The organism is Streptomyces sp. NPDC033174 (assembly GCF_055577795.1).
On sequence record NZ_JBVIPQ010000005.1, the window covers coordinates 96,838 to 114,026 of the forward strand.

General features: G+C 71.8%; 13 protein-coding genes and 1 riboswitch. Of the genes, 9 read left to right on the plus strand and 4 right to left on the minus strand.

The features are described from left to right. Positions 1-100: 100 nt before the first annotated feature. On the plus strand, positions 101-643 hold the full coding sequence (locus tag ACZ5VC_RS17340) for a DUF485 domain-containing protein (RefSeq protein ID WP_469120890.1): 543 nt from the start codon (positions 101-103) through the stop codon (positions 641-643). 11 nt (positions 644-654) lie between these two features. Continuing rightward, the gene (locus tag ACZ5VC_RS17345) at positions 655-2,247 is read left to right on the plus strand and encodes a solute symporter family protein (protein ID WP_469121313.1); all 1,593 of its coding nucleotides are present in this window, start codon (positions 655-657) and stop codon (positions 2,245-2,247) included. Positions 2,248-2,266: 19 nt separating this feature from the next. On the opposite strand, the gene ACZ5VC_RS17350 is transcribed toward ACZ5VC_RS17345, so the two are convergent. After that, complete coding sequence (locus ACZ5VC_RS17350; RefSeq protein ID WP_469120891.1) at positions 2,267-2,947, minus strand: response regulator; 681 nt, start codon at positions 2,945-2,947, stop codon at positions 2,267-2,269. Continuing rightward, entirely contained in the window at positions 2,944-4,599 is a 1,656-nt protein-coding gene (locus tag ACZ5VC_RS17355) for a sensor histidine kinase (RefSeq protein WP_469120892.1), read from the minus strand. The genes ACZ5VC_RS17350 and ACZ5VC_RS17355 overlap by 4 nt, the downstream gene beginning before the upstream one ends. A 142-nt stretch (positions 4,600-4,741) precedes the next feature. Between ACZ5VC_RS17355 and ACZ5VC_RS17360 the strand changes: the two genes are divergently transcribed. Together ACZ5VC_RS17360 and ACZ5VC_RS17365 are read left to right on the plus strand one after the other, a co-directional pair. Further along, complete coding sequence (locus ACZ5VC_RS17360; RefSeq protein ID WP_469120893.1) at positions 4,742-4,972, plus strand: hypothetical protein; 231 nt, start codon at positions 4,742-4,744, stop codon at positions 4,970-4,972. Between the two features lie 55 nt (positions 4,973-5,027). Beyond that, positions 5,028-6,089 carry a CobW family GTP-binding protein gene (locus ACZ5VC_RS17365; protein WP_469120894.1) on the plus strand — a complete coding sequence of 354 codons (1,062 nt, stop codon included), beginning with the start codon at positions 5,028-5,030 and terminating at the stop codon, positions 6,087-6,089. Here ACZ5VC_RS17365 and ACZ5VC_RS17370 read toward each other — a convergent pair whose 3' ends face one another. Continuing rightward, positions 6,090-8,540, minus strand: a complete 2,451-nt coding sequence (locus ACZ5VC_RS17370; RefSeq protein WP_469120895.1) for a DNA gyrase/topoisomerase IV subunit A — start codon at positions 8,538-8,540, stop codon at positions 6,090-6,092. 180 nt (positions 8,541-8,720) lie between these two features. Between ACZ5VC_RS17370 and ACZ5VC_RS17375 the strand changes: the two genes are divergently transcribed. The 4 genes from ACZ5VC_RS17375 (at position 8,721) to ACZ5VC_RS17390 (ending at position 13,559) form a co-directional block, all read left to right on the plus strand. Further along, a complete protein-coding gene (locus ACZ5VC_RS17375) occupies positions 8,721-10,088 on the plus strand; it encodes a M16 family metallopeptidase (protein ID WP_469120896.1) in 1,368 nt (455 codons plus the stop codon). 26 nt (positions 10,089-10,114) lie between these two features. Continuing rightward, entirely contained in the window at positions 10,115-11,497 is a 1,383-nt protein-coding gene (locus ACZ5VC_RS17380) for a M16 family metallopeptidase (protein ID WP_469121314.1), read from the plus strand. Between the two features lie 198 nt (positions 11,498-11,695). Next, positions 11,696-11,862: riboswitch (cyclic di-AMP (ydaO/yuaA leader) on the plus strand. Between the two features lie 13 nt (positions 11,863-11,875). Beyond that, on the plus strand, positions 11,876-12,655 hold the full coding sequence (locus ACZ5VC_RS17385) for a M23 family metallopeptidase (protein ID WP_469120897.1): 780 nt from the start codon (positions 11,876-11,878) through the stop codon (positions 12,653-12,655). 232 nt (positions 12,656-12,887) lie between these two features. Then, the gene (locus tag ACZ5VC_RS17390) at positions 12,888-13,559 is read left to right on the plus strand and encodes a GntR family transcriptional regulator (protein WP_469120898.1); all 672 of its coding nucleotides are present in this window, start codon (positions 12,888-12,890) and stop codon (positions 13,557-13,559) included. A gap of 171 nt (positions 13,560-13,730) precedes the next feature. Here the strand turns inward: ACZ5VC_RS17390 and ACZ5VC_RS17395 are convergent, their stop codons facing one another. Further along, entirely contained in the window at positions 13,731-14,012 is a 282-nt protein-coding gene (locus ACZ5VC_RS17395; RefSeq protein ID WP_469120899.1) for an HPr family phosphocarrier protein, read from the minus strand. Positions 14,013-14,183: 171 nt separating this feature from the next. Here ACZ5VC_RS17395 and ACZ5VC_RS17400 point away from each other — a divergent pair, with 171 nt between their 5' ends. After that, positions 14,184-17,159 (plus strand): bifunctional acetate--CoA ligase family protein/GNAT family N-acetyltransferase, encoded by a 2,976-nt coding sequence (locus ACZ5VC_RS17400; protein ID WP_469120900.1) that lies wholly within the window; start codon positions 14,184-14,186, stop codon positions 17,157-17,159. Positions 17,160-17,189 lie beyond the last annotated feature (30 nt).

The following is a 17,189-nucleotide window of genomic DNA, read 5'->3' on the forward strand; positions in this document are numbered from 1 at the left end:
CTGATGGAGTGAAGAGCGGGGAGAGAAGAGTCCGGGATCTTCCCGCTCTGTCCATCCTTGGGCACGCGGCCGAAACGGTTCGCTGACAAGGAGTTGACGGGTGGAGAAGCCGGAAGGACTCGACGCCGCCGCGGTGCGGATCGACGACCCGTGGTACGACGCGCTGGCCGCCGGGTGGGGGGAGGTGGACGGGACCGGCGGGCCGGCCCCCGTCTCCGTACCGCCGCCGGGGCCCGGGCGCCAGGGCGACCGCACCGAGGCCGACATCTATCTGGAAGTGCAGCGGAGCCCCGCGTTCCAGGAAGTCCGCAGCCGCTACCGGCGGTTCGTCGTGCCGGCCGCCCTCGCCTTCCTGACCTGGTATCTGGCGTACGTCGTCGCGGCCACGACCGTTCCCGGACTGATGGCGCGGCCGGTGGCCGGAGCGGTGAACGTGGCGATGGTGGCGGGGCTGGGGCAGTTTCTCACCACGTTCCTGCTGACCTGGGCCTACGCACGCCACGCCCGGCTGCGCCGCGACCGTGCCGCGCTCGAACTGCGGTGGACCGTCTTCGACGAGACGAGGACTCAGGACACCGGGTCGCAAAACGGCAGGTCGCAGGAGAGCAGCACCCAGGAGATGACGCGGGGGAGGAAGCGTTGACGGGCCACATCCTGACCTCCCATCACCAGACCCTGGCGCTGCTCCTGTTCAGCGCCTTCATCGCGGTGACCCTGGCGATCACCACCTGGGTGAGTCGCAACCGGCACGGCTCGGCGGAGGAGTTCTACGCGGGCGGACGGCTGTTCTCGCCCATGGAGAACGGATTCGCCATCGCCGGGGACTACATGTCCGCCGCCTCCTTCCTCGGCATCTCCGGGCTGATCGCCCTCTTCGGCTACGACGGGATGCTCTACTCGGTCGGCTTCCTCGTGGCCTGGCTCGTCGTCCTGCTGCTCGTCGCCGAACTCGTACGCAACTGCGGCCGGTTCACCCTCGCCGACGTCGTCGCCGCCCGGATGGCCGAGCGCCCCGTCCGGATCGCCGCGGGAACTTCCTCGGTCACCGTGTCCGTTCTCTATCTGGTGGCGCAGATGGTGGGGGCGGGAAGCCTGGTCGCGCTGCTGCTGGGCGGGACGAGCGAAGCCGCGCGCTCGTGGACCGTCATCGGGGTCGGCGCTCTGATGGTCGTCTATGTGTCGCTGGGAGGGATGCGGGCCACCACCTGGATCCAGATCGTCAAGGCCGTGCTGCTGATGGCGGGCACGATCGTGCTCACCGTGCTCGTACTCGTCCGCTTCCACGGCGACATCAACCAGCTGCTCACCACCGCGGCCGAACGCAGCGGCCGCGGCAGGGACTTCCTCGCCCCCGGCCTCAAGTACGGCGGGGACTGGACCGCGCGTCTGGACTTCATCAGCCTCGGCCTGGCGCTCGTCCTGGGCACCGCGGGGCTGCCGCACATCCTGTCCCGCTTCTACACCGTGCCGACGGCGCGGGCCGCACGCCGCTCGGTCGTCTGGTCCATCGGTCTCATCGGCAGCTTCTACCTGATGACGATCGTGCTCGGCTTCGGCGCCGCGGCAATCGTCGGCACCGCCGAGGTCCGCGCGTCCAGCGCCGCGGGCAACACCGCCGTGCCGCTCCTCGCCCTGGACCTGGGCGGCGGGGCGGGATCGACCGGCGGCACCGTGCTGTTCGCGGTCGTCGCGGCGGTCGCGTTCGCGACGATCCTGGCCGTCGTCGCGGGGATCACGCTGGCCTCGTCCGCCTCGGTGGCGCACGACCTGTACGCCTCGCTGCGACGGCGGCGGGCCAAGCAGTACAGCGAGGTGGCCGTCGCCCGGCTCGCGGCGGCCGGTATCGGCGCGGCCGCGATCGGACTCGGACTGCTCGCCCGCGACCTCAATGTGGCCTTCCTCGTCGGCCTCGCCTTCGCGGTCGCCGCCTCCGCCAACCTGCCCGTGCTGCTCTACTCGCTGTTCTGGCGGAACTTCACCACCCGCGGCGCCGTCTGGTCGGTCTACGGAGGACTGATCCCGGCCATCCTGCTGGTGGTGCTCTCCCCGGTCGTCTCCGGCAGCCCCGAGGCGCTGTTCCCGGGCGTGGACTTCCATGTCTTCCCGCTCCAGAACCCGGGAGCGGTCTCCATCCCGCTCGGCTTCCTGGCGGGATGGATCGGTACGGTCACCTCGCCCGAGCCGCCGGACGCGGCCAAGCACGCCGAAACGGAGGTCCGGGCGCTGACCGGCGCGGGGGCGGTGTGATCGTGGGGGGGGGCGGACCCTAGCCGCTCGGCGCCCAGGCGTACCGGTGCTCGGGGCGGCCCGTCTCGCCGTACTTCAGCGACAGGCGCACCCGGCCCGAGCGTTCCAGGAGTTTCAGGTAGCGCTGGGCGGTCTGGCGGCTCATGCCGGCCCGCTCGGCGATCTCCTGCGCCGACAGTGGCCCGTCGGCGGCGAGCAGGACTCTCCGCACCAGCTCGGCCGTCGTGGGGGAGTGCCCCTTGGGCAGGGCCGTCTCCCCCGAGCCCGCCGACAGGGCGCCGAAGATCCGGTCCACCTCGGCCTGTTCGGCCTCACCGCCGCCGTCCAGGGTGCGGCGCAGCAGTGCGTACGCCTCCAGCTTGGTGCGCAGCCCGGCAAAGGTGAACGGCTTCACCAGGTACTGCAGCGCGCCCTGACGCATCGCCGCCTGGACGGTGGCCACATCGCGTGCCGCCGTCACCATGATCACGTCGGTGTGGTGCCCGAGCCGCCGCAGCTCGCGGACGACGGCGAGGCCGTTCTCGTCGGGCAGATAGTGGTCCAGGAGCACCAGGTCGACGGGGACCTCGGCGATGAGGGCGAGCGCCTCCGCCGCCGAGTGGGCCCGGCCGACGACCCGGAAACCAGGGATCTTCGCCACATAGGCCGCGTTGATCCGCGCGACCCGGACGTCGTCGTCCACCACCAGTACGTCGATCATCGCGTCTCCGTCACGGGGACGGGCCCCGGCTCGGTGAGGGCCTCGGGCAGGACGACGGTGAATTCGGCGCCGCCGCCCGCGGCCTCGTCCACCCGGACGCTGCCGCCCGCGCGCTCCGCCAGCCGCCGCACCATGGCCAGACCCAGACCGCGCTTGCCGTGGGAGGGTGGTTCCTTGGTGGACCAGCCCTCCGCGAAGATCAGCTCACGCGCGTCGGCCGGAACGCCCGGCCCGCTGTCCGTGACCCGCAGCAGTGCCGTACGCCGCTCCGCCCGCAGTTCGACCTCCACCCGGGCGTCCTCCGACCCGGCCGCCGCGTCCAGCGCGTTGTCGACCAGGTTGCCCACGACGGTCACCAGCTCGCGCGGATCCACCAGCCGGTCGGGCAGCAGGGTGCCCGCCGCGATCCGCAGGGAGACTCCCCTTTCCGCCGCGACCGTTGCCTTGCCGACCAGCAGCGCGGCCAGCAGCGGATCGTGCACCTTCTCGGTGACCTGCTCGGCGGTCGCCCGGTGCACACCGACCACCTCGGTGACGTACTCCACGGCCTCCTCGTGCATCTCCAGCTCCAGCAGGCCCAGGAGGGTGTGCATGCGGTTCGCGTGCTCATGGTCCTGGGCGCGCAGGGCGTCGATGAGTCCGTGCGTCGAGTCGAGCTCGCGTCCCAGGCGCTCCAGCTCCGTGCGGTCGCGCAGGGTCGCCACCGCGCCGCCGTCGTCGGTGGGCATCCGGTTGGCGATCAGTACCCGCCTGCCGCGTACGGTCACCAGATCCTCGCCCGTGACCCGGCCGGTCAGCACGTCGGTGGTCCGGCCCTCGCCCAGTACGTCGTCCAGGGCGCGGCCCCCGGCCTCCGGACCGATGCCCAGCAGCCGCTGCGCCTCGTCGTTCAGCAGCCGGATCCGGCCGGCCCGGTCGAGGGCGACGACGCCCTCCCGGATGCCGTGGAGCATCGCCTCGCGCTCGGCGAGGAGCGCCGAGATGTCGGAGAACGCCAGGTCGTGGGTCTGTTTCTGCAAACGGCGGGAGATCAGATAGGCGGCGAGTGCCCCGACGGCCAGAGCCCCGCCCGCGTAGGCGAGGAGCCCCGGGATGGCGGCCAGGAGCCGGGCGCGGACGCTGTCGTACTCGATCCCGACCGAGACGGCGCCGACGACCGCGCCGGTCTTGTCACGCAGGGGCACCTTTCCGCGAGCCGAGCGTCCGAGCGTGCCACTGTCGATCTCCATGACCTCCCGGCCGGCGAGCGCCTCGCTGGGGTCGGTCGAGACGATCTTGCCGATCTGGCCGGCGTCCGTGTGGGACCAGCGCACGCCGTGCCGGTCCATGATCACGACGTACTCGGCCCCGGTCGCCCGCCTGATCCGCTCGGCCTGTGCCTGCACGGGCCCGTCGGTGGCCGGAGGGGAGCCGAGCAGCTCGCCCGCGACCTGCGGGGACGCGGTCGTCTCGGCGATGGCGAGCGCGCGGCGCATCGCCTGGTCGTCGAGCTGCGCGCTGAGCGGTGCCAGGAAGAGGCCCGTGGCCAGGACGGTGACGCCGGTGGCGACGGCCAGCTGCATCAGCAGGACCTGGGAGAAGACGCGCCGCGGCCAGCCGAACCGGCGGCGCCGTTCGGGCACCCGCGCGGCGGGGTTCGGTGCGGGGCTCATGTGTACGAACGGTAGAGGCCGGGCGTCCTTTATGAAACCTCCGGCGGCAACGCGCCCCGAGGTGCCTCCCTCCTCCCGGACGCGTGGGCCCCACGCACATGACTCGCGCGGATTGCGGTCCATTTTCATTTTCCTGAAAGCCATGGCGAAAGCGGCCGGGCGGCGATATGGCGAGGGCGCGAGGCCCCTGGAGACCCTCGCCGAGCACGCACCGGTCGGAGCTCCGGCGACCGCGGCCAACCTCGGTGAGGAGCCCCAGGCCCTCCCCGTGCATACCGAGGTGCTGCCGGCCAGCGGACCGCTGAGCCCGGACGGGTCGCTCGCGCCCGACACGGCGGCCTGGCCGCGCGCGCGACGGGCCCGCCTATTCTGAAGGGCGCCCTTCAGAAGGGCGCCAGGAAAAGCCGCAGACCGAGAAGGGCGCCTCCTTGAGCACGCAGCAGATCCCCGTCGTCGTCCTCGCGGGTTTTCTGGGGTCCGGCAAGACAACGCTGCTCAACCATCTGCTGCGCAGCGCCCGCGGCACCCGGATCGGGGTGATGGTCAACGACTTCGGCGCCATCGGGATCGATGCCATGACCGTCGCCGGACAGGTCGGCTCGACCGTCTCGCTCGGCAACGGCTGTCTGTGCTGCGCCGTCGACACCAGTGAGCTGGACGAGTACCTGGAGATCCTCACCCGGCCCGCCGCCCGCCTCGACGTGATCGTGATCGAGGCGAGCGGTCTCGCCGAACCGCAGGAACTGGTCCGCATGATCCTCGCCAGCGAGAACGACCGGATCGTGTACGGCGGGCTCGTCCAGGTCGTCGACGCCGTCGAGTTCGACGCGACCAGGAAACGGCACCCGGAGACCGACCGGCACCTGGCCATCGCCGACCTCGTCGTACTCAACAAGAGCGACCGGGTCGACGAGGCGGAGCACACGCGGATCCACGCCGACGTGACGGCACTCGCCGACCGCGCGGCGGTGCTCAGCGCCGCGTACGGACGGATCGACCCCGAGGTGCTCTTCGACCGGGTGGTGCCCGACGGCGAGATCGAGGGCCAGCTCTCCTTGGACGAGCTCCTGGCCGAGGAGGACGGCCACCACGACCATCCGCACGCCGCTTACGAGACGCTCTCTTTGGCCTCCGACGTCCCCCTGCACCCCCGGCGCCTGATGGAGTTCCTCGACTCCCGTCCGGAAGGGCTCTACCGGATCAAGGGCTTCGTCGACTTCGGCGCGGCCGATCCGGCCAACCGGTACGCGGTGCACGCGGTCGGCCGGTTTCTGCGCTTCTACCCCGAGCCCTGGCCCGGCGGCGACGAGCGGCTCACCCGGCTCGTCCTCATCGGTTCCGGTATCGACGCCGACGGCCTGCGCGAGGCAGTGGCCGGCTGCCGGGTGAACGGACCGCAGGACGCACCCGACGAGCACAGCATGTGGGGCGTCCTGCGATATGTACCGGAGCTCCGGGACGAGCCGGAGGGCGAAGAAGCGCGGGCGTAGCTACGAGGCCGGGCCCGCCAGCACCGCCACCGGGCTGGTCAGCGGCGTCCCCGAGCCGTCCCGGCGCGGGTCGGTCTCCGGCAGCTGCGCCGGAGCGCCGTTCTGCTGCGCCGCCCTGGCCGGGGCCGGTCCCGCCCACGCCAGCACCAGGACGTCCTCACCCTTCAGGAAGCGCTGACAGCGCACGCCACCCGTGGCCCGGCCCTTGCGGGGGTACTGGTCGAACGGTGTGAGCTTCGCCGTCGTCACCCCGTCGTCCAGCGTCCCGGTCGAGCCCGCGACGGTGAACACCACCGCGTCCGCGGCCGGGTCCACCGCCGTGAACGAGATCACCTCGGCGTCCGCGGCGAGCTTGATCCCCGCCATACCGCCAGCCGGCCGGCCCTGCGGCCGCACCTGGGAGGCCTGGAACCGCAGCAGCTGGGCGTCGGAGGTGATGAAGACCAGGTCCTCCTCGCCCGTACGCAGCTCCATCGCGCCGACGATCCGGTCACCCTCCCTGAGGGAGATGACCTCCAGCTCGTCCTTGTTCGCCGGATAGTCGGGCACCACCCGCTTCACCACGCCCTGGAGCGTGCCGATCGCCAGACCGGGCGAGGACTCGTCGAGCGTGGTCAGACAGACGACCGTCTCGTCCTGCTCGAGCGTGAGGAACTCCGACAGCGGGGCCCCGCCCGACAGGTTCGGGGCGGAGGCGGTGTCCGGGAGCTGCGGCAGATCGATCACCGAGAGGCGCAGCAGCCGCCCGGAGGAGGTGACCGCACCGACGTCGCCGCGCTGGGTGGCCGGCACCGCCGAAACGATCACATCGTGCTTGGTGCGCCTGGCCTCGTCGTCGGCCGGGACGTCGGCCGTGGCCGTGCGCGCCAGCAGACCCGTCGAGGAGAGCAGCACCCGGCACGGGTCGTCCGCGACCTCCAGCGCGACGGCCGCGACCGGCGAACCCGCCGACTCGAGCAGGACCGTGCGCCGGTCGGTGCCGAACTTCTTCGCCACCGCGGCGAGTTCGGTCGAGACCAGCTTGCGCAGCTCGGTGTCGGACTCCAGGATCCCGGTCAGCTCGTCGATCTCGCCGTTCAGCCGGTCCCGCTCGCTCTCCAGCTCGATCCGGTCGAACTTGGTGAGCCGGCGAAGCGGCGTGTCCAGGATGTAGACGGTCTGCGTCTCGCTCAGCGAGAACCGGCCCATCAGCCGCTCCCTGGCCTGCGCCGAGTTGTCACTGGAGCGGATCAGCCGGATGACCTCGTCGATGTCGAGGAGGGCGACCAGCAGACCGTCGACCAGGTGCAGCCGGTCGCGCTTCTTGCCGCGGCGGAACTCGCTGCGCCGCCGCACGACCTCGAAGCGGTGGTCGAGATAGACCTCCAGGAGCTCCTTGAGGCCCAGCGTCAGCGGCTGGCCGTCGACCAGCGCCACGTTGTTGATACCGAAGGACTCCTCCATCGGCGTCAGCTTGTAGAGCTGCTCCAGAACGGCCTCCGGCACGAAGCCGTTCTTGACCTCGATCACCAGACGCAGGCCGTGGGAGCGGTCGGTGAGGTCCTTGACGTCCGCGATGCCCTGCAGCTTCTTCGCCGAGACCAGGTCCTTGATCTTGGCGATCACCTTCTCCGGGCCGACCGTGAAGGGCAGTTCGGTGACGACCAGGCCCTTGCGGCGCGCCGTGACGTTCTCCACGGTCACGGTGGCACGGATCTTGAACGAGCCGCGGCCGTTCTCGTACGCGTCCTTGATCCCGCTCAGGCCGACGATCCGGCCGCCGGTCGGAAGGTCGGGGCCCGGCACGAAGCGCATCAGCGTCTCGAGATCGGCGCCGGGGTGCTTGATCAGATGCCGGGCGGCGGCGATCACTTCGCCCAGGTTGTGCGGAGGCATATTGGTCGCCATGCCGACCGCGATCCCGGACGCGCCGTTGACCAGCAGGTTCGGGTAGGCCGCCGGGAGGGTGACCGGCTCGCGCTCCTGCCCGTCGTAGTTCGGCTGGAAGTCGACCGTGTCCTCGTCGATCGACTCCGTCATCAGCGACGTGGCGTCGGCCATCCGGCACTCGGTGTACCGCATGGCGGCCGGCGGGTCGTCGTTGCCGAGCGAACCGAAGTTGCCGTGGCCGTCGACGAGCGGCAGGCGCATCGAGAACGGCTGTGCCATGCGCACCAGCGCGTCGTAGATCGACGCGTCGCCGTGCGGGTGCAGCTTGCCCATGACCTCGCCGACGACCCGGGCGCACTTCACATAGCCGCGCTCCGGCCGCAGCCCCATCTCGTTCATCTGGTAGACGATGCGGCGGTGCACCGGCTTCATGCCGTCGCGTGCGTCCGGCAGGGCCCGGGAGTAGATCACCGAGTACGCGTACTCGAGGAAGGAGCCCTGCATTTCGTCGACGACGTCGATGTCGAGGATCTTCTCCTCGAAGTCGTCGGGCGGCGCGGTCTTCGTGCTGCGGCGGGCCATCGCGGCTGCGGCTCCTTACCAACATGGTTGATCTGACGCGGACCATTGTGGACCGTCCCACTGACAGCCCCGACCGCGACCCGGAAGAGGGACGGTACCCCGGGCCGGGAACTTCGCCAGGCGTCAGTGCGCTTGCATACAGTGGCAGGACTTTTCCATATAGCGATCGAAGGGACGTACATGCCCATGGGTCACACGGCCACAGCCCAGGCCGGCTCCGGCGGCCTGACAGCGACCGAGCACCGCCTGGCCAACGGCCTGCGCGTGGTGCTCTCCGAGGACCACCTGACCCCGGTCGCCGCGGTGTGCCTCTGGTACGACGTCGGCTCGCGCCACGAGGTGGCGGGGCGGACGGGCCTCGCCCACCTCTTCGAGCACCTGATGTTCCAGGGCTCGAAGCAGGTGCAGGGCAACGGTCACTTCGAGCTGGTGCAGGGCGCCGGCGGCTCGCTCAACGGCACCACCAGCTTCGAGCGCACCAACTACTTCGAGACCATGCCGGCCCACCAGCTGGAGCTGGCGCTCTGGCTGGAGGCCGACCGGATGGGCTCGCTGCTGGCCGCCCTGGACGACGAGTCCATGGAGAACCAGCGCGACGTGGTCAAGAACGAGCGCCGCCAGCGGTACGACAACGTGCCCTACGGCACCGCCTTCGAGAAGCTGACCGCCCTCGCCTACCCGGAGGGGCACCCGTACCACCACACCCCGATCGGCTCGATGGCCGACCTGGACGCGGCGACGCTGGAGGACGCGCGGAACTTCTTCCGGACGTACTACGCGCCGAACAACGCGGTGCTGTCGGTCGTCGGTGACATCGACCCCGAGCGGACGCTCGCCTGGATCGAGAAGTACTTCGGCTCCATCCCCTCGCACGACGGCAAGCAGCCGCCGCGCGACGGCACGCTGCCCGAGATCATCGGTGAGCAGCTGCGCGAGGTCGTCGAGGAGGAGGTGCCGGCGCGCGCGCTGATGGCCGCCTACCGGCTGCCCCACGACGGCACGCGCGAGTGCGACGCCGCGGACCTTGCCCTGACCGTGCTCGGCGGCGGCGAGTCGTCCCGGCTGCACAACCGGCTGGTGCGGCGCGACCGGACCGCCGTCGCGGCCGGCTTCGGGCTCCTGCGCCTGGCCGGCGCGCCCTCGCTGGGCTGGCTGGACGTGAAGACGTCCGGCGGCGTCGAGGTGCCGCACATCGAGTCGGCGGTCGACGAGGAGCTCGCCCGCTTCGCCGCCGAGGGCCCCACGCCCGAGGAGATGGAGCGCGCGCAGGCCCAGTTGGAGCGCGAGTGGCTGGACCGGCTCGGCACGGTCGCGGGCCGCGCGGACGAACTGTGCCGCTTCGCGGTCCTGTTCGGTGACCCGCAGCTGGCCCTGAGCGCCGTCCACCGGGTGCTCGACATCACCGCGGAGGAGGTGCAGGCGGTCGCCAAGGCCCGGCTGCGCCCCGACAACAGGGCGGTGCTGGTCTACGAGCCCGTCCAGGCAGATGCAGAGGCCGGCGCCGAGACCGCCGAGCAGAGCGACGAGGAAGAGGGAGCGGACCAGTGAGCGACGCTGCCGTGTCTTTGACCAGCATGGACTTCCACCCGCAGCCGCAGCCGGGCACCGCGACGCCGTGGGCCTTCCCGGCTCCGGACCGCGGCCGTCTCGACAACGGTCTGACGGTGCTGCGCTGCCACCGCCCCGGCCAGCAGGTCGTGGCCGTCGAGATCTTCCTCGACGCCCCGCTGGACGCCGAGCCGGAGGGCCTCGACGGCGTCGCGACGATCATGGCGCGCGCCCTGTCGGAGGGCACCGACAAGCACACCGCGGAGGAGTTCGCGGCGGAGCTGGAGCGCTGCGGCGCCACGCTGGACGCGCATGCCGACCACCCGGGTGTCCGGGTCTCGCTCGAAGTCCCGGTCTCCCGGCTGCCGAAGGCGCTCGGCCTGCTCGCCGAGGCGCTGCGCGCGCCCGCCTTCGTCGACACCGAGATCGAGCGTCTCGTACGCAACCGCCTCGACGAGATCCCGCACGAGACGGCCAACCCGGGTCGCCGCGCGGCCAAGCAGCTCTCCAAGGAGCTGTTCCCGGCCTCCTCGCGCATGTCGCGTCCGCGCCAGGGCACCGAGGAGACCGTCGCCGGCATCGACTCGGCCGCCGTGCGGGCCTTCTACGAAGCCCATGTCCGGCCCGCCACGGCCACCGCGGTGATCGTCGGCGATCTCACGGACGTCGACCTGGACGCGGTGCTCGCCGACTCCATCGGCGACTGGACCGGGAACACCGCCGAGCCCCGCCCGGTGCCGCCGATCACCGCCGACGACACCGGCCGTGTCGTCATCGTGGACCGTCCCGGCGCCGTGCAGACGCAGCTGCTGATCGGCCGCATCGGACCCGACCGGCACGACCGTGTGTGGCCGGCCCAGGTGCTCGGTACGTACTGCCTCGGCGGGACCCTGACGTCCCGTCTGGACCGTGTCCTGCGCGAGGAGAAGGGCTACACCTACGGCGTGCGGGCCTTCGGGCAGGTGCTGCGCTCGTCCGCCCCCACGTCGCCGGGAGGGGCCACGGGCGCCGCGATGCTCGCGATCAGCGGCTCGGTCGACACCCCCAACACCGGCCCGGCGCTGGACGATCTGTGGAAGGTCCTGCGCAAGCTCGCCGCCGAGGGGCTCACCGACGCCGAGCGCGACGTGGCGGTGCAGAACCTGGTGGGTGTGGCCCCGCTCAAGTACGAGACGGCGGCGTCCGTCGCCGCCACGCTCGCCGACCAGGTCGAGCAGCACCTCCCCGACGACTTCCAGGCGCAGCTGTACGCGCGCCTCGCGGAGACCGGCACGGTCGAGGCGACGGCGGCCGTCGTCAACGCCTTCCCGGTGGACCGTCTGGTGACGGTGCTCGTGGGTGACGCCGCGGAGATCGAGGAGCCCGTCAGGGCGCTCGGCATCGGCGAAGTGACCGTCGTCACCGGCTGATTGAGCGCGTCCCGAGGATCGAGGACCCCGACGTCACGTTACGTCGGGGTCTTCCCTTTTGTCTGGATTGGGAGGGAAGCTGGGTGTATGGCCTGTGGCGTGCACTACAAAACAGCGTGTCTGTTTGGTGATTGAAAGACGATCCGCTTAGCGTCATGGGCGCTGTCCGCCAGTTGCACCCGCCGCACCCGCGGCATCGGGCAGCCATCGCCGAGTCCCCGTCAGGCGCGAGCCTGGGGAGCCGGGGACCCAATCAGTCCCTGGGGTGAATCGGACGCCTTCGCGCCTCGCGTGCGGAGGGGCCCGTAGGAGACCTTCCTGCTCCGAACCCGTCAGCTAACCCGGTAGGCGAGAAGGAAGGAAAGGATCAGCCACTACATGGCGTTCACCCGTGCCACCGGGAAGCACCGTGCCCCGAGCCGCCTGACCCGCCGAAGCGCGCACGTCGCCGGAGTCGCGGCGCTCGCCACCACCGGCGTCATCGGATCCCTCGCCTCCCCGGCGCTCGCCGCCGACACGGAGCCCCTCCCCGTGGACACCGGCCTCACCCAGGCCGTGGTCGTCGACTCGCTCGCCGACCGCATCAACGCGCAGGCCGCCGCCCAGGAGCGGGAGGCCGTGGAGGCCATCGCCAGGGCGAAGGCGGAGGCGAAGGCCCGTGCCGAGGCCAAGCGCAAGGCCGAGGCCCGCGCCAAGGAGATCCGCGAGGCCAAGGAGCGCGCCGCCCGTGAGGCCGAGCGCAAGCTCCTCAACTCCTACCGTCTCCCGATCGCCGGCTCGTTCGTCACCACCGGCTACAAGACCGGCGGCTCGCTCTGGTCCTCGGGCAGCCACTCCGGCGTCGACTTCCGGGCCGCCTCCGGCACCAAGGTCGTGGCCGTCGGTTCCGGCACCGTCGTGGAGGCCGGCTGGGGCGGCGCGTACGGCAACAACATCGTGATCCGGATGAAGGACGGCACGTACACGCAGTACGGCCACCTCTCGTCGATCGGTGTCTCGGTCGGCCAGTCCGTCACGCCGGGCCAGCAGATCGGCCTCTCCGGCTCGACGGGCAACTCCACCGGCCCGCACCTGCACTTCGAGGCCCGGACGAGCCCGGAGTACGGCTCCGACATCGACCCGATCGCCTACCTGCGCTCCAAGGGCGTCAACGTCTGACCCCGACCCATCCGCTTCTCGCGCCCCGCGCGTCCCGAAGGCCCCGGCTCCTCGCGAGCCGGGGCCTTCGGCGTACCGGGAGCACGCCGCCGGGTGTTCTGGCCAAAAGATATCCATGGATTACCGGCAGCCATCGGAAATCCCGTCCCGCTGCAATACAGTTCACTAACAGGCAGTTCACGAACCGGCATCGGTCGGATGGGTTTCGCGCGGATTAAGGCGGAGGTTGAACATGCGCATTCCCGCGCATTCGGTATGCACGGCGATCCGCGACGACATCGTCGCGGGTGTCTTCGAACGCGGCAGCCGGCTGACCGAGGAACAGCTCGCGCGCCGCTACGGAGTCTCGCGCGTCCCGGTCCGCGAGGCCCTGCGCACCCTGGAGTCCGAGGGCTTCGTCGTCACGCGCCGCCACGCCGGCGCCTGTGTCGCCGAGCCGAGCGACCGGGAGGCCGCCGACCTTCTGGAGATCCGTACGCTGCTGGAGCCGATGGGGGCCGCGCGCGCCGCCCAGCGTCGCACCGAGGCCCATCTCAAGGTGCTGCGCGGCCTGGTCAGGCTGGGTCAGGAGCGGGCCAGGCGCGGCCAGGGCGAGGATCTGCGCTCGCTGGGCGGCTGGTTCCACGAGACGCTGGCCCAGGCGTCCGGCAGCCCCGGACTCACCGCACTGCTCACCCAGCTGCGGCACAAGATCGCCTGGATGTACGCGGTCGAACTCCCGGCGGAGCCGGTCGAGGCCTGGGCCGAGCACGGCGCGATCGTCGACGCCGTGGCGCGCGGCGACGCGGAGCGGGCCAGGGCGCTGACCGCGCTGCACGCCGAGCGTTCGGTTCCCATGCACCGGTTGCGCGGCCCTGTGAGAACCTCGCAACACGCAGTAAACACCGCGAGCGCCCGGAATTAACAAACGCGCCGTATACAAAGAACGAGGAAATGAGGGGCGTTAATTCTGCTGCCCGCCGACGGGGAATAGAGGCGGCGAAAAGCAGAAGAGCCGCACTGCCGGGAGAATTCCCGGTCAGTGCGGCTCCGCCGCAATTCGAAATGCCGCCGAGCGCGCCTGCGCCCCGATGGTTCAGACGGTCTCGGGGAGCTCGTCGAGACCCTCGGCGACCAGCTTCGCCAGACGGTCCAGGGCCACCTCGGCGCCCTCGGCCTCCGACGCGAGCAGGATCTCCTCGCCACCCTGGGCGCCAAGACCGAGCACCGCCAGCATGGACGCGGCGTTGACCGGGTTGCCGTCGGCCTTGGCGATCGTCACGGGGACGCCGGAGGCCGTGGCGGCACGGACGAAGATGGACGCGGGGCGGGCGTGCAGGCCCTCGGCCCAGCCGACGTTGACGCGACGCTCTGCCATGGTGTTGCCCTTCGGGTCTTAGCCAGTCTCAGCGGTTGTCTAGACCAGTCTCTCATGTGCTGCGGGGTGCTCGTGCCGAGCGCCGGCCTCGTGGGACGACGGCGCGCCCTTCTCGGATCGCCTGGTTCCGACACCCTCCACGACCGGTGCCTCCACCGTACGCTTGGCCCCATGCAGACCCCGTCGGATCAGCCGGAACACGCCTATCCCGATCACTGGGAAGCCGATGTCGTGCTGCGCGACGGTGGCACCGCCCGCATCCGGCCGATCACGGCGGACGACGCCGAGCGGCTCGTCAGCTTCTACGAGCAGGTCTCGCCGGAGTCGAAGTACTACCGCTTCTTCGCGCCCTACCCCCGGCTCTCCGCCAAGGACGTCCACCGCTTCACCCACCACGACTTCGTCGACCGGGTGGGCCTGGCGGCCACCGTCGGCGGTGAGTTCATCGCGACCGTCCGCTACGACCGGATCGACGAACGGGGGCTGCCCGCGAGCTCGCGCCCGTCGCCCGCCGCCACCCCCGGCGGGGGGCCCTCCGCGCCCGCGCCTCCTGTCTCCGACGAGGCCGAGGTCGCCTTCCTCGTCCAGGACGCGCACCAGGGCAGGGGGGTCGCCTCCGCGCTCCTCGAACACATCGCGGCCGTGGCGCGGGAGCGCGACATCCGGCGGTTCGCAGCGGAGGTGCTGCCTGCCAACTCGAAGATGATCAAGGTGTTCACGGACGCCGGGTACACCCAGAAGCGGAGCTTCGAGGACGGAGCCGTACGCCTCCAGCTCGACCTGGAGCCCACCGACCGGTCGCTCGCCGTGCAGCGCGCCCGCGAGCAGCGCGCCGAGGCACGGTCCGTACAGCGCCTTCTCGCCCCCGGCTCCATCGCCGTCATCGGCACCGGCCGGGCGCCCGGCGGGGTCGGCCGCACGGTCCTGCGCAACCTCCTCGAAGCCGGCTACACCGGGCGTACCTACGCCGTGAACACGGCCTTCCCCGAGGGCCGCAGCGAGATCGACGGCGTGCCGGCCTACCGCTCGGTCGGCGACATCGTCGCCGACATCGGTGAGCCGGTCGACCTGGCGATCGTCGCCGTCCCCGCCACGCGCGTCCCGAGTGCCGCCGCCGACTGCGGCGAACACGGGGTGCGCGGCCTGGTCGTCCTGTCGGCCGGATACGCGGAGAGCGGCGCCGAGGGCCGGGAGCGGCAGCGGGAACTGGTGCGCCAGGCCCGCTCCTACGGAATGCGGATCATCGGTCCCAACGCCTTCGGGATCATCAACACCGCGCCGGACGTACGGATGAACGCCTCGCTGGCCCCGCAGTCACCGGCGGCCGGGCGCATCGGCCTGTTCACGCAGTCCGGTGCCATCGGCATCGCCCTGCTGGCCGGGCTGCACCGGCGCGGCGCGGGCCTCTCCTCCTTCATCTCGGCCGGCAACCGCGCGGACGTCTCCGGGAACGACCTGCTCCAGCACTGGTACGACGACCCCGAGACCGATGTGGTCCTCCTCTACCTCGAATCGATCGGCAACCCGCGCAAGTTCACCCGGCTCGCACGGCGCACAGCCGCCGTGAAGCCCGTCGTGGTGGTCAAGGGCGCACGGCACAGCGGCAGTGCGCCCCCCGGGCACGCCGTGCCGATCACCCGGATCCCGCACACCACCGTCTCCGCCCTGCTGCGCCAGGCGGGGGTCATCCGCGTCGACACGGTCACCGAACTCGTCGACGCCGGTCTCCTCCTCGCGGGCCAGCCGCTCCCCGCGGGCCCCAGGGTCGCCATCCTCGGCAATTCCGAATCGCTGGGCCTGCTCACCTATGACGCCTGTCTGACCGAGGGGCTGCGCCCGCTCCACCCGCGCGACCTGACGACGGCGGCCACCCCCGACGACTTCCGTGCCGCCCTCGCCGAGGCGCTGGCCGACAGCGCGTGCGACGCGGTCGTGGTGACCGCGATCCCCTGGGTCGGCGAGAACGGCGTCACCGAGTCGGGCGACGGCGAAGTCCTCGCCGAGGCCCTCCGAGCGGCGGCGGCGACCTCCCCGGCGAAGCCGGTCGTCGTGGTCCACGTCGAGATGGGTGAACTGGCGGAGGCCCTGGCAGCGGCGGCGAGCACCGCCCCGGGCGCCCCCTCCGCCCCACCGCGCCCTCCCGCACCTTCCACCCCTCCCGGACCTTCCACCTCTCCCGCCCCCACGGCGCCGCCCTCCGCCGACTCCTCCGCCGACTCCGCCGCGCCGCCCGCCCCCGCGGCGCCGGCCGACGGGGGAGACGAGGTGCCGCGCAGCGCCCGCATCCCCGCCTATCCTGCCGCCGAGCGCGCCGTCCGCGCGCTCGCCGAAGCCGTCAAGTACGGACAGTGGCGCCGCCAGATCGCCGAACCGGGACGGGTGCCCGAGTACGACGGCATCGACGAGGCGGGGGCCGCCGCGCAGATCGCACGCGCCCTCGGGGACGAACCGCCCGAGCGTGGAGTCACCCTGACCGCGGAGGCCGCCCACGAGCTGCTGGGCCGGTACGGCATCCAGGTGCTCCCCACCCTTCCCGCGCCCACCCCCGACACCGCCGTCGCGGCCGCCGCCCGACTCGGCTTCCCGGTGGCCCTGAAGACCACCGCCCCGCACCTGCGCCACCGCCCCGACCTCGGCGGCGTACGCCTCGACCTCGCCTCCGAGGAACAACTGCGCACCGCCTACAGCGAGCTGACCGAGACCCTCGGCAAGCCCGAGGAGCTCCAGCCCGTCGTCCAGGCGATGGTCCCGCGCGGCGTCGACACCGTCGTCCGCGCGGCGATCGACCCAGCCGTCGGCGCCGTCCTCTCCTTCGGCCTCGCCGGCGCCGCGTCGGAGCTGCTCGGCGACACCGCCCACCGGCTCGTCCCCGCCACCGACCGGGACGTCGCCGAACAGATCCGTTCCCTGCGCACGGCCCCGCTCCTCTTCGGCTGGCGCGGCTCGGCGCCGGTCGACACGGCCGCCCTCGAAGAGCTCCTGCTGCGCGTGTCGCGACTGGTCGACGACCACCCGGAGATCATCACCGTCGGTCTCGAGCCGGTGGTCGTCGCCCCGCGCGGCCTGTCCGTGCTCGGCGCGACCGTCCGCCTCGCCCCACCGCCCGCCCGGACCGACATCGGCCCGCGCAGCCTCCCCAGCTACTGAGGGCAGCCGGGGGCCCGTGGCCCCGTAGGA

What these genes read in the sequence shown, in the direction of transcription:
- ACZ5VC_RS17385 (WP_469120897.1), top strand. Translation starts at nt 11,876, where the DNA reads ATGGCGTTCACCCGTGCCACCGGGAAGCACCGTGCCCCGAGCCGCCTG.
- ACZ5VC_RS17350 (WP_469120891.1), bottom strand. Translation starts at nt 2,947, where the DNA reads ATGATCGACGTACTGGTGGTGGACGACGACGTCCGGGTCGCGCGGATC.
- ACZ5VC_RS17355 (WP_469120892.1), bottom strand. Translation starts at nt 4,599, where the DNA reads ATGAGCCCCGCACCGAACCCCGCCGCGCGGGTGCCCGAACGGCGCCGC.
- ACZ5VC_RS17400 (WP_469120900.1), top strand. Translation starts at nt 14,184, where the DNA reads ATGCAGACCCCGTCGGATCAGCCGGAACACGCCTATCCCGATCACTGG.
- ACZ5VC_RS17380 (WP_469121314.1), top strand. Translation starts at nt 10,115, where the DNA reads ATGGACTTCCACCCGCAGCCGCAGCCGGGCACCGCGACGCCGTGGGCC.
- ACZ5VC_RS17370 (WP_469120895.1), bottom strand. Translation starts at nt 8,540, where the DNA reads ATGGCCCGCCGCAGCACGAAGACCGCGCCGCCCGACGACTTCGAGGAG.
- ACZ5VC_RS17375 (WP_469120896.1), top strand. Translation starts at nt 8,721, where the DNA reads ATGCCCATGGGTCACACGGCCACAGCCCAGGCCGGCTCCGGCGGCCTG.
- ACZ5VC_RS17360 (WP_469120893.1), top strand. Translation starts at nt 4,742, where the DNA reads ATGGCGAAAGCGGCCGGGCGGCGATATGGCGAGGGCGCGAGGCCCCTG.
- ACZ5VC_RS17395 (WP_469120899.1), bottom strand. Translation starts at nt 14,012, where the DNA reads ATGGCAGAGCGTCGCGTCAACGTCGGCTGGGCCGAGGGCCTGCACGCC.
- ACZ5VC_RS17390 (WP_469120898.1), top strand. Translation starts at nt 12,888, where the DNA reads ATGCGCATTCCCGCGCATTCGGTATGCACGGCGATCCGCGACGACATC.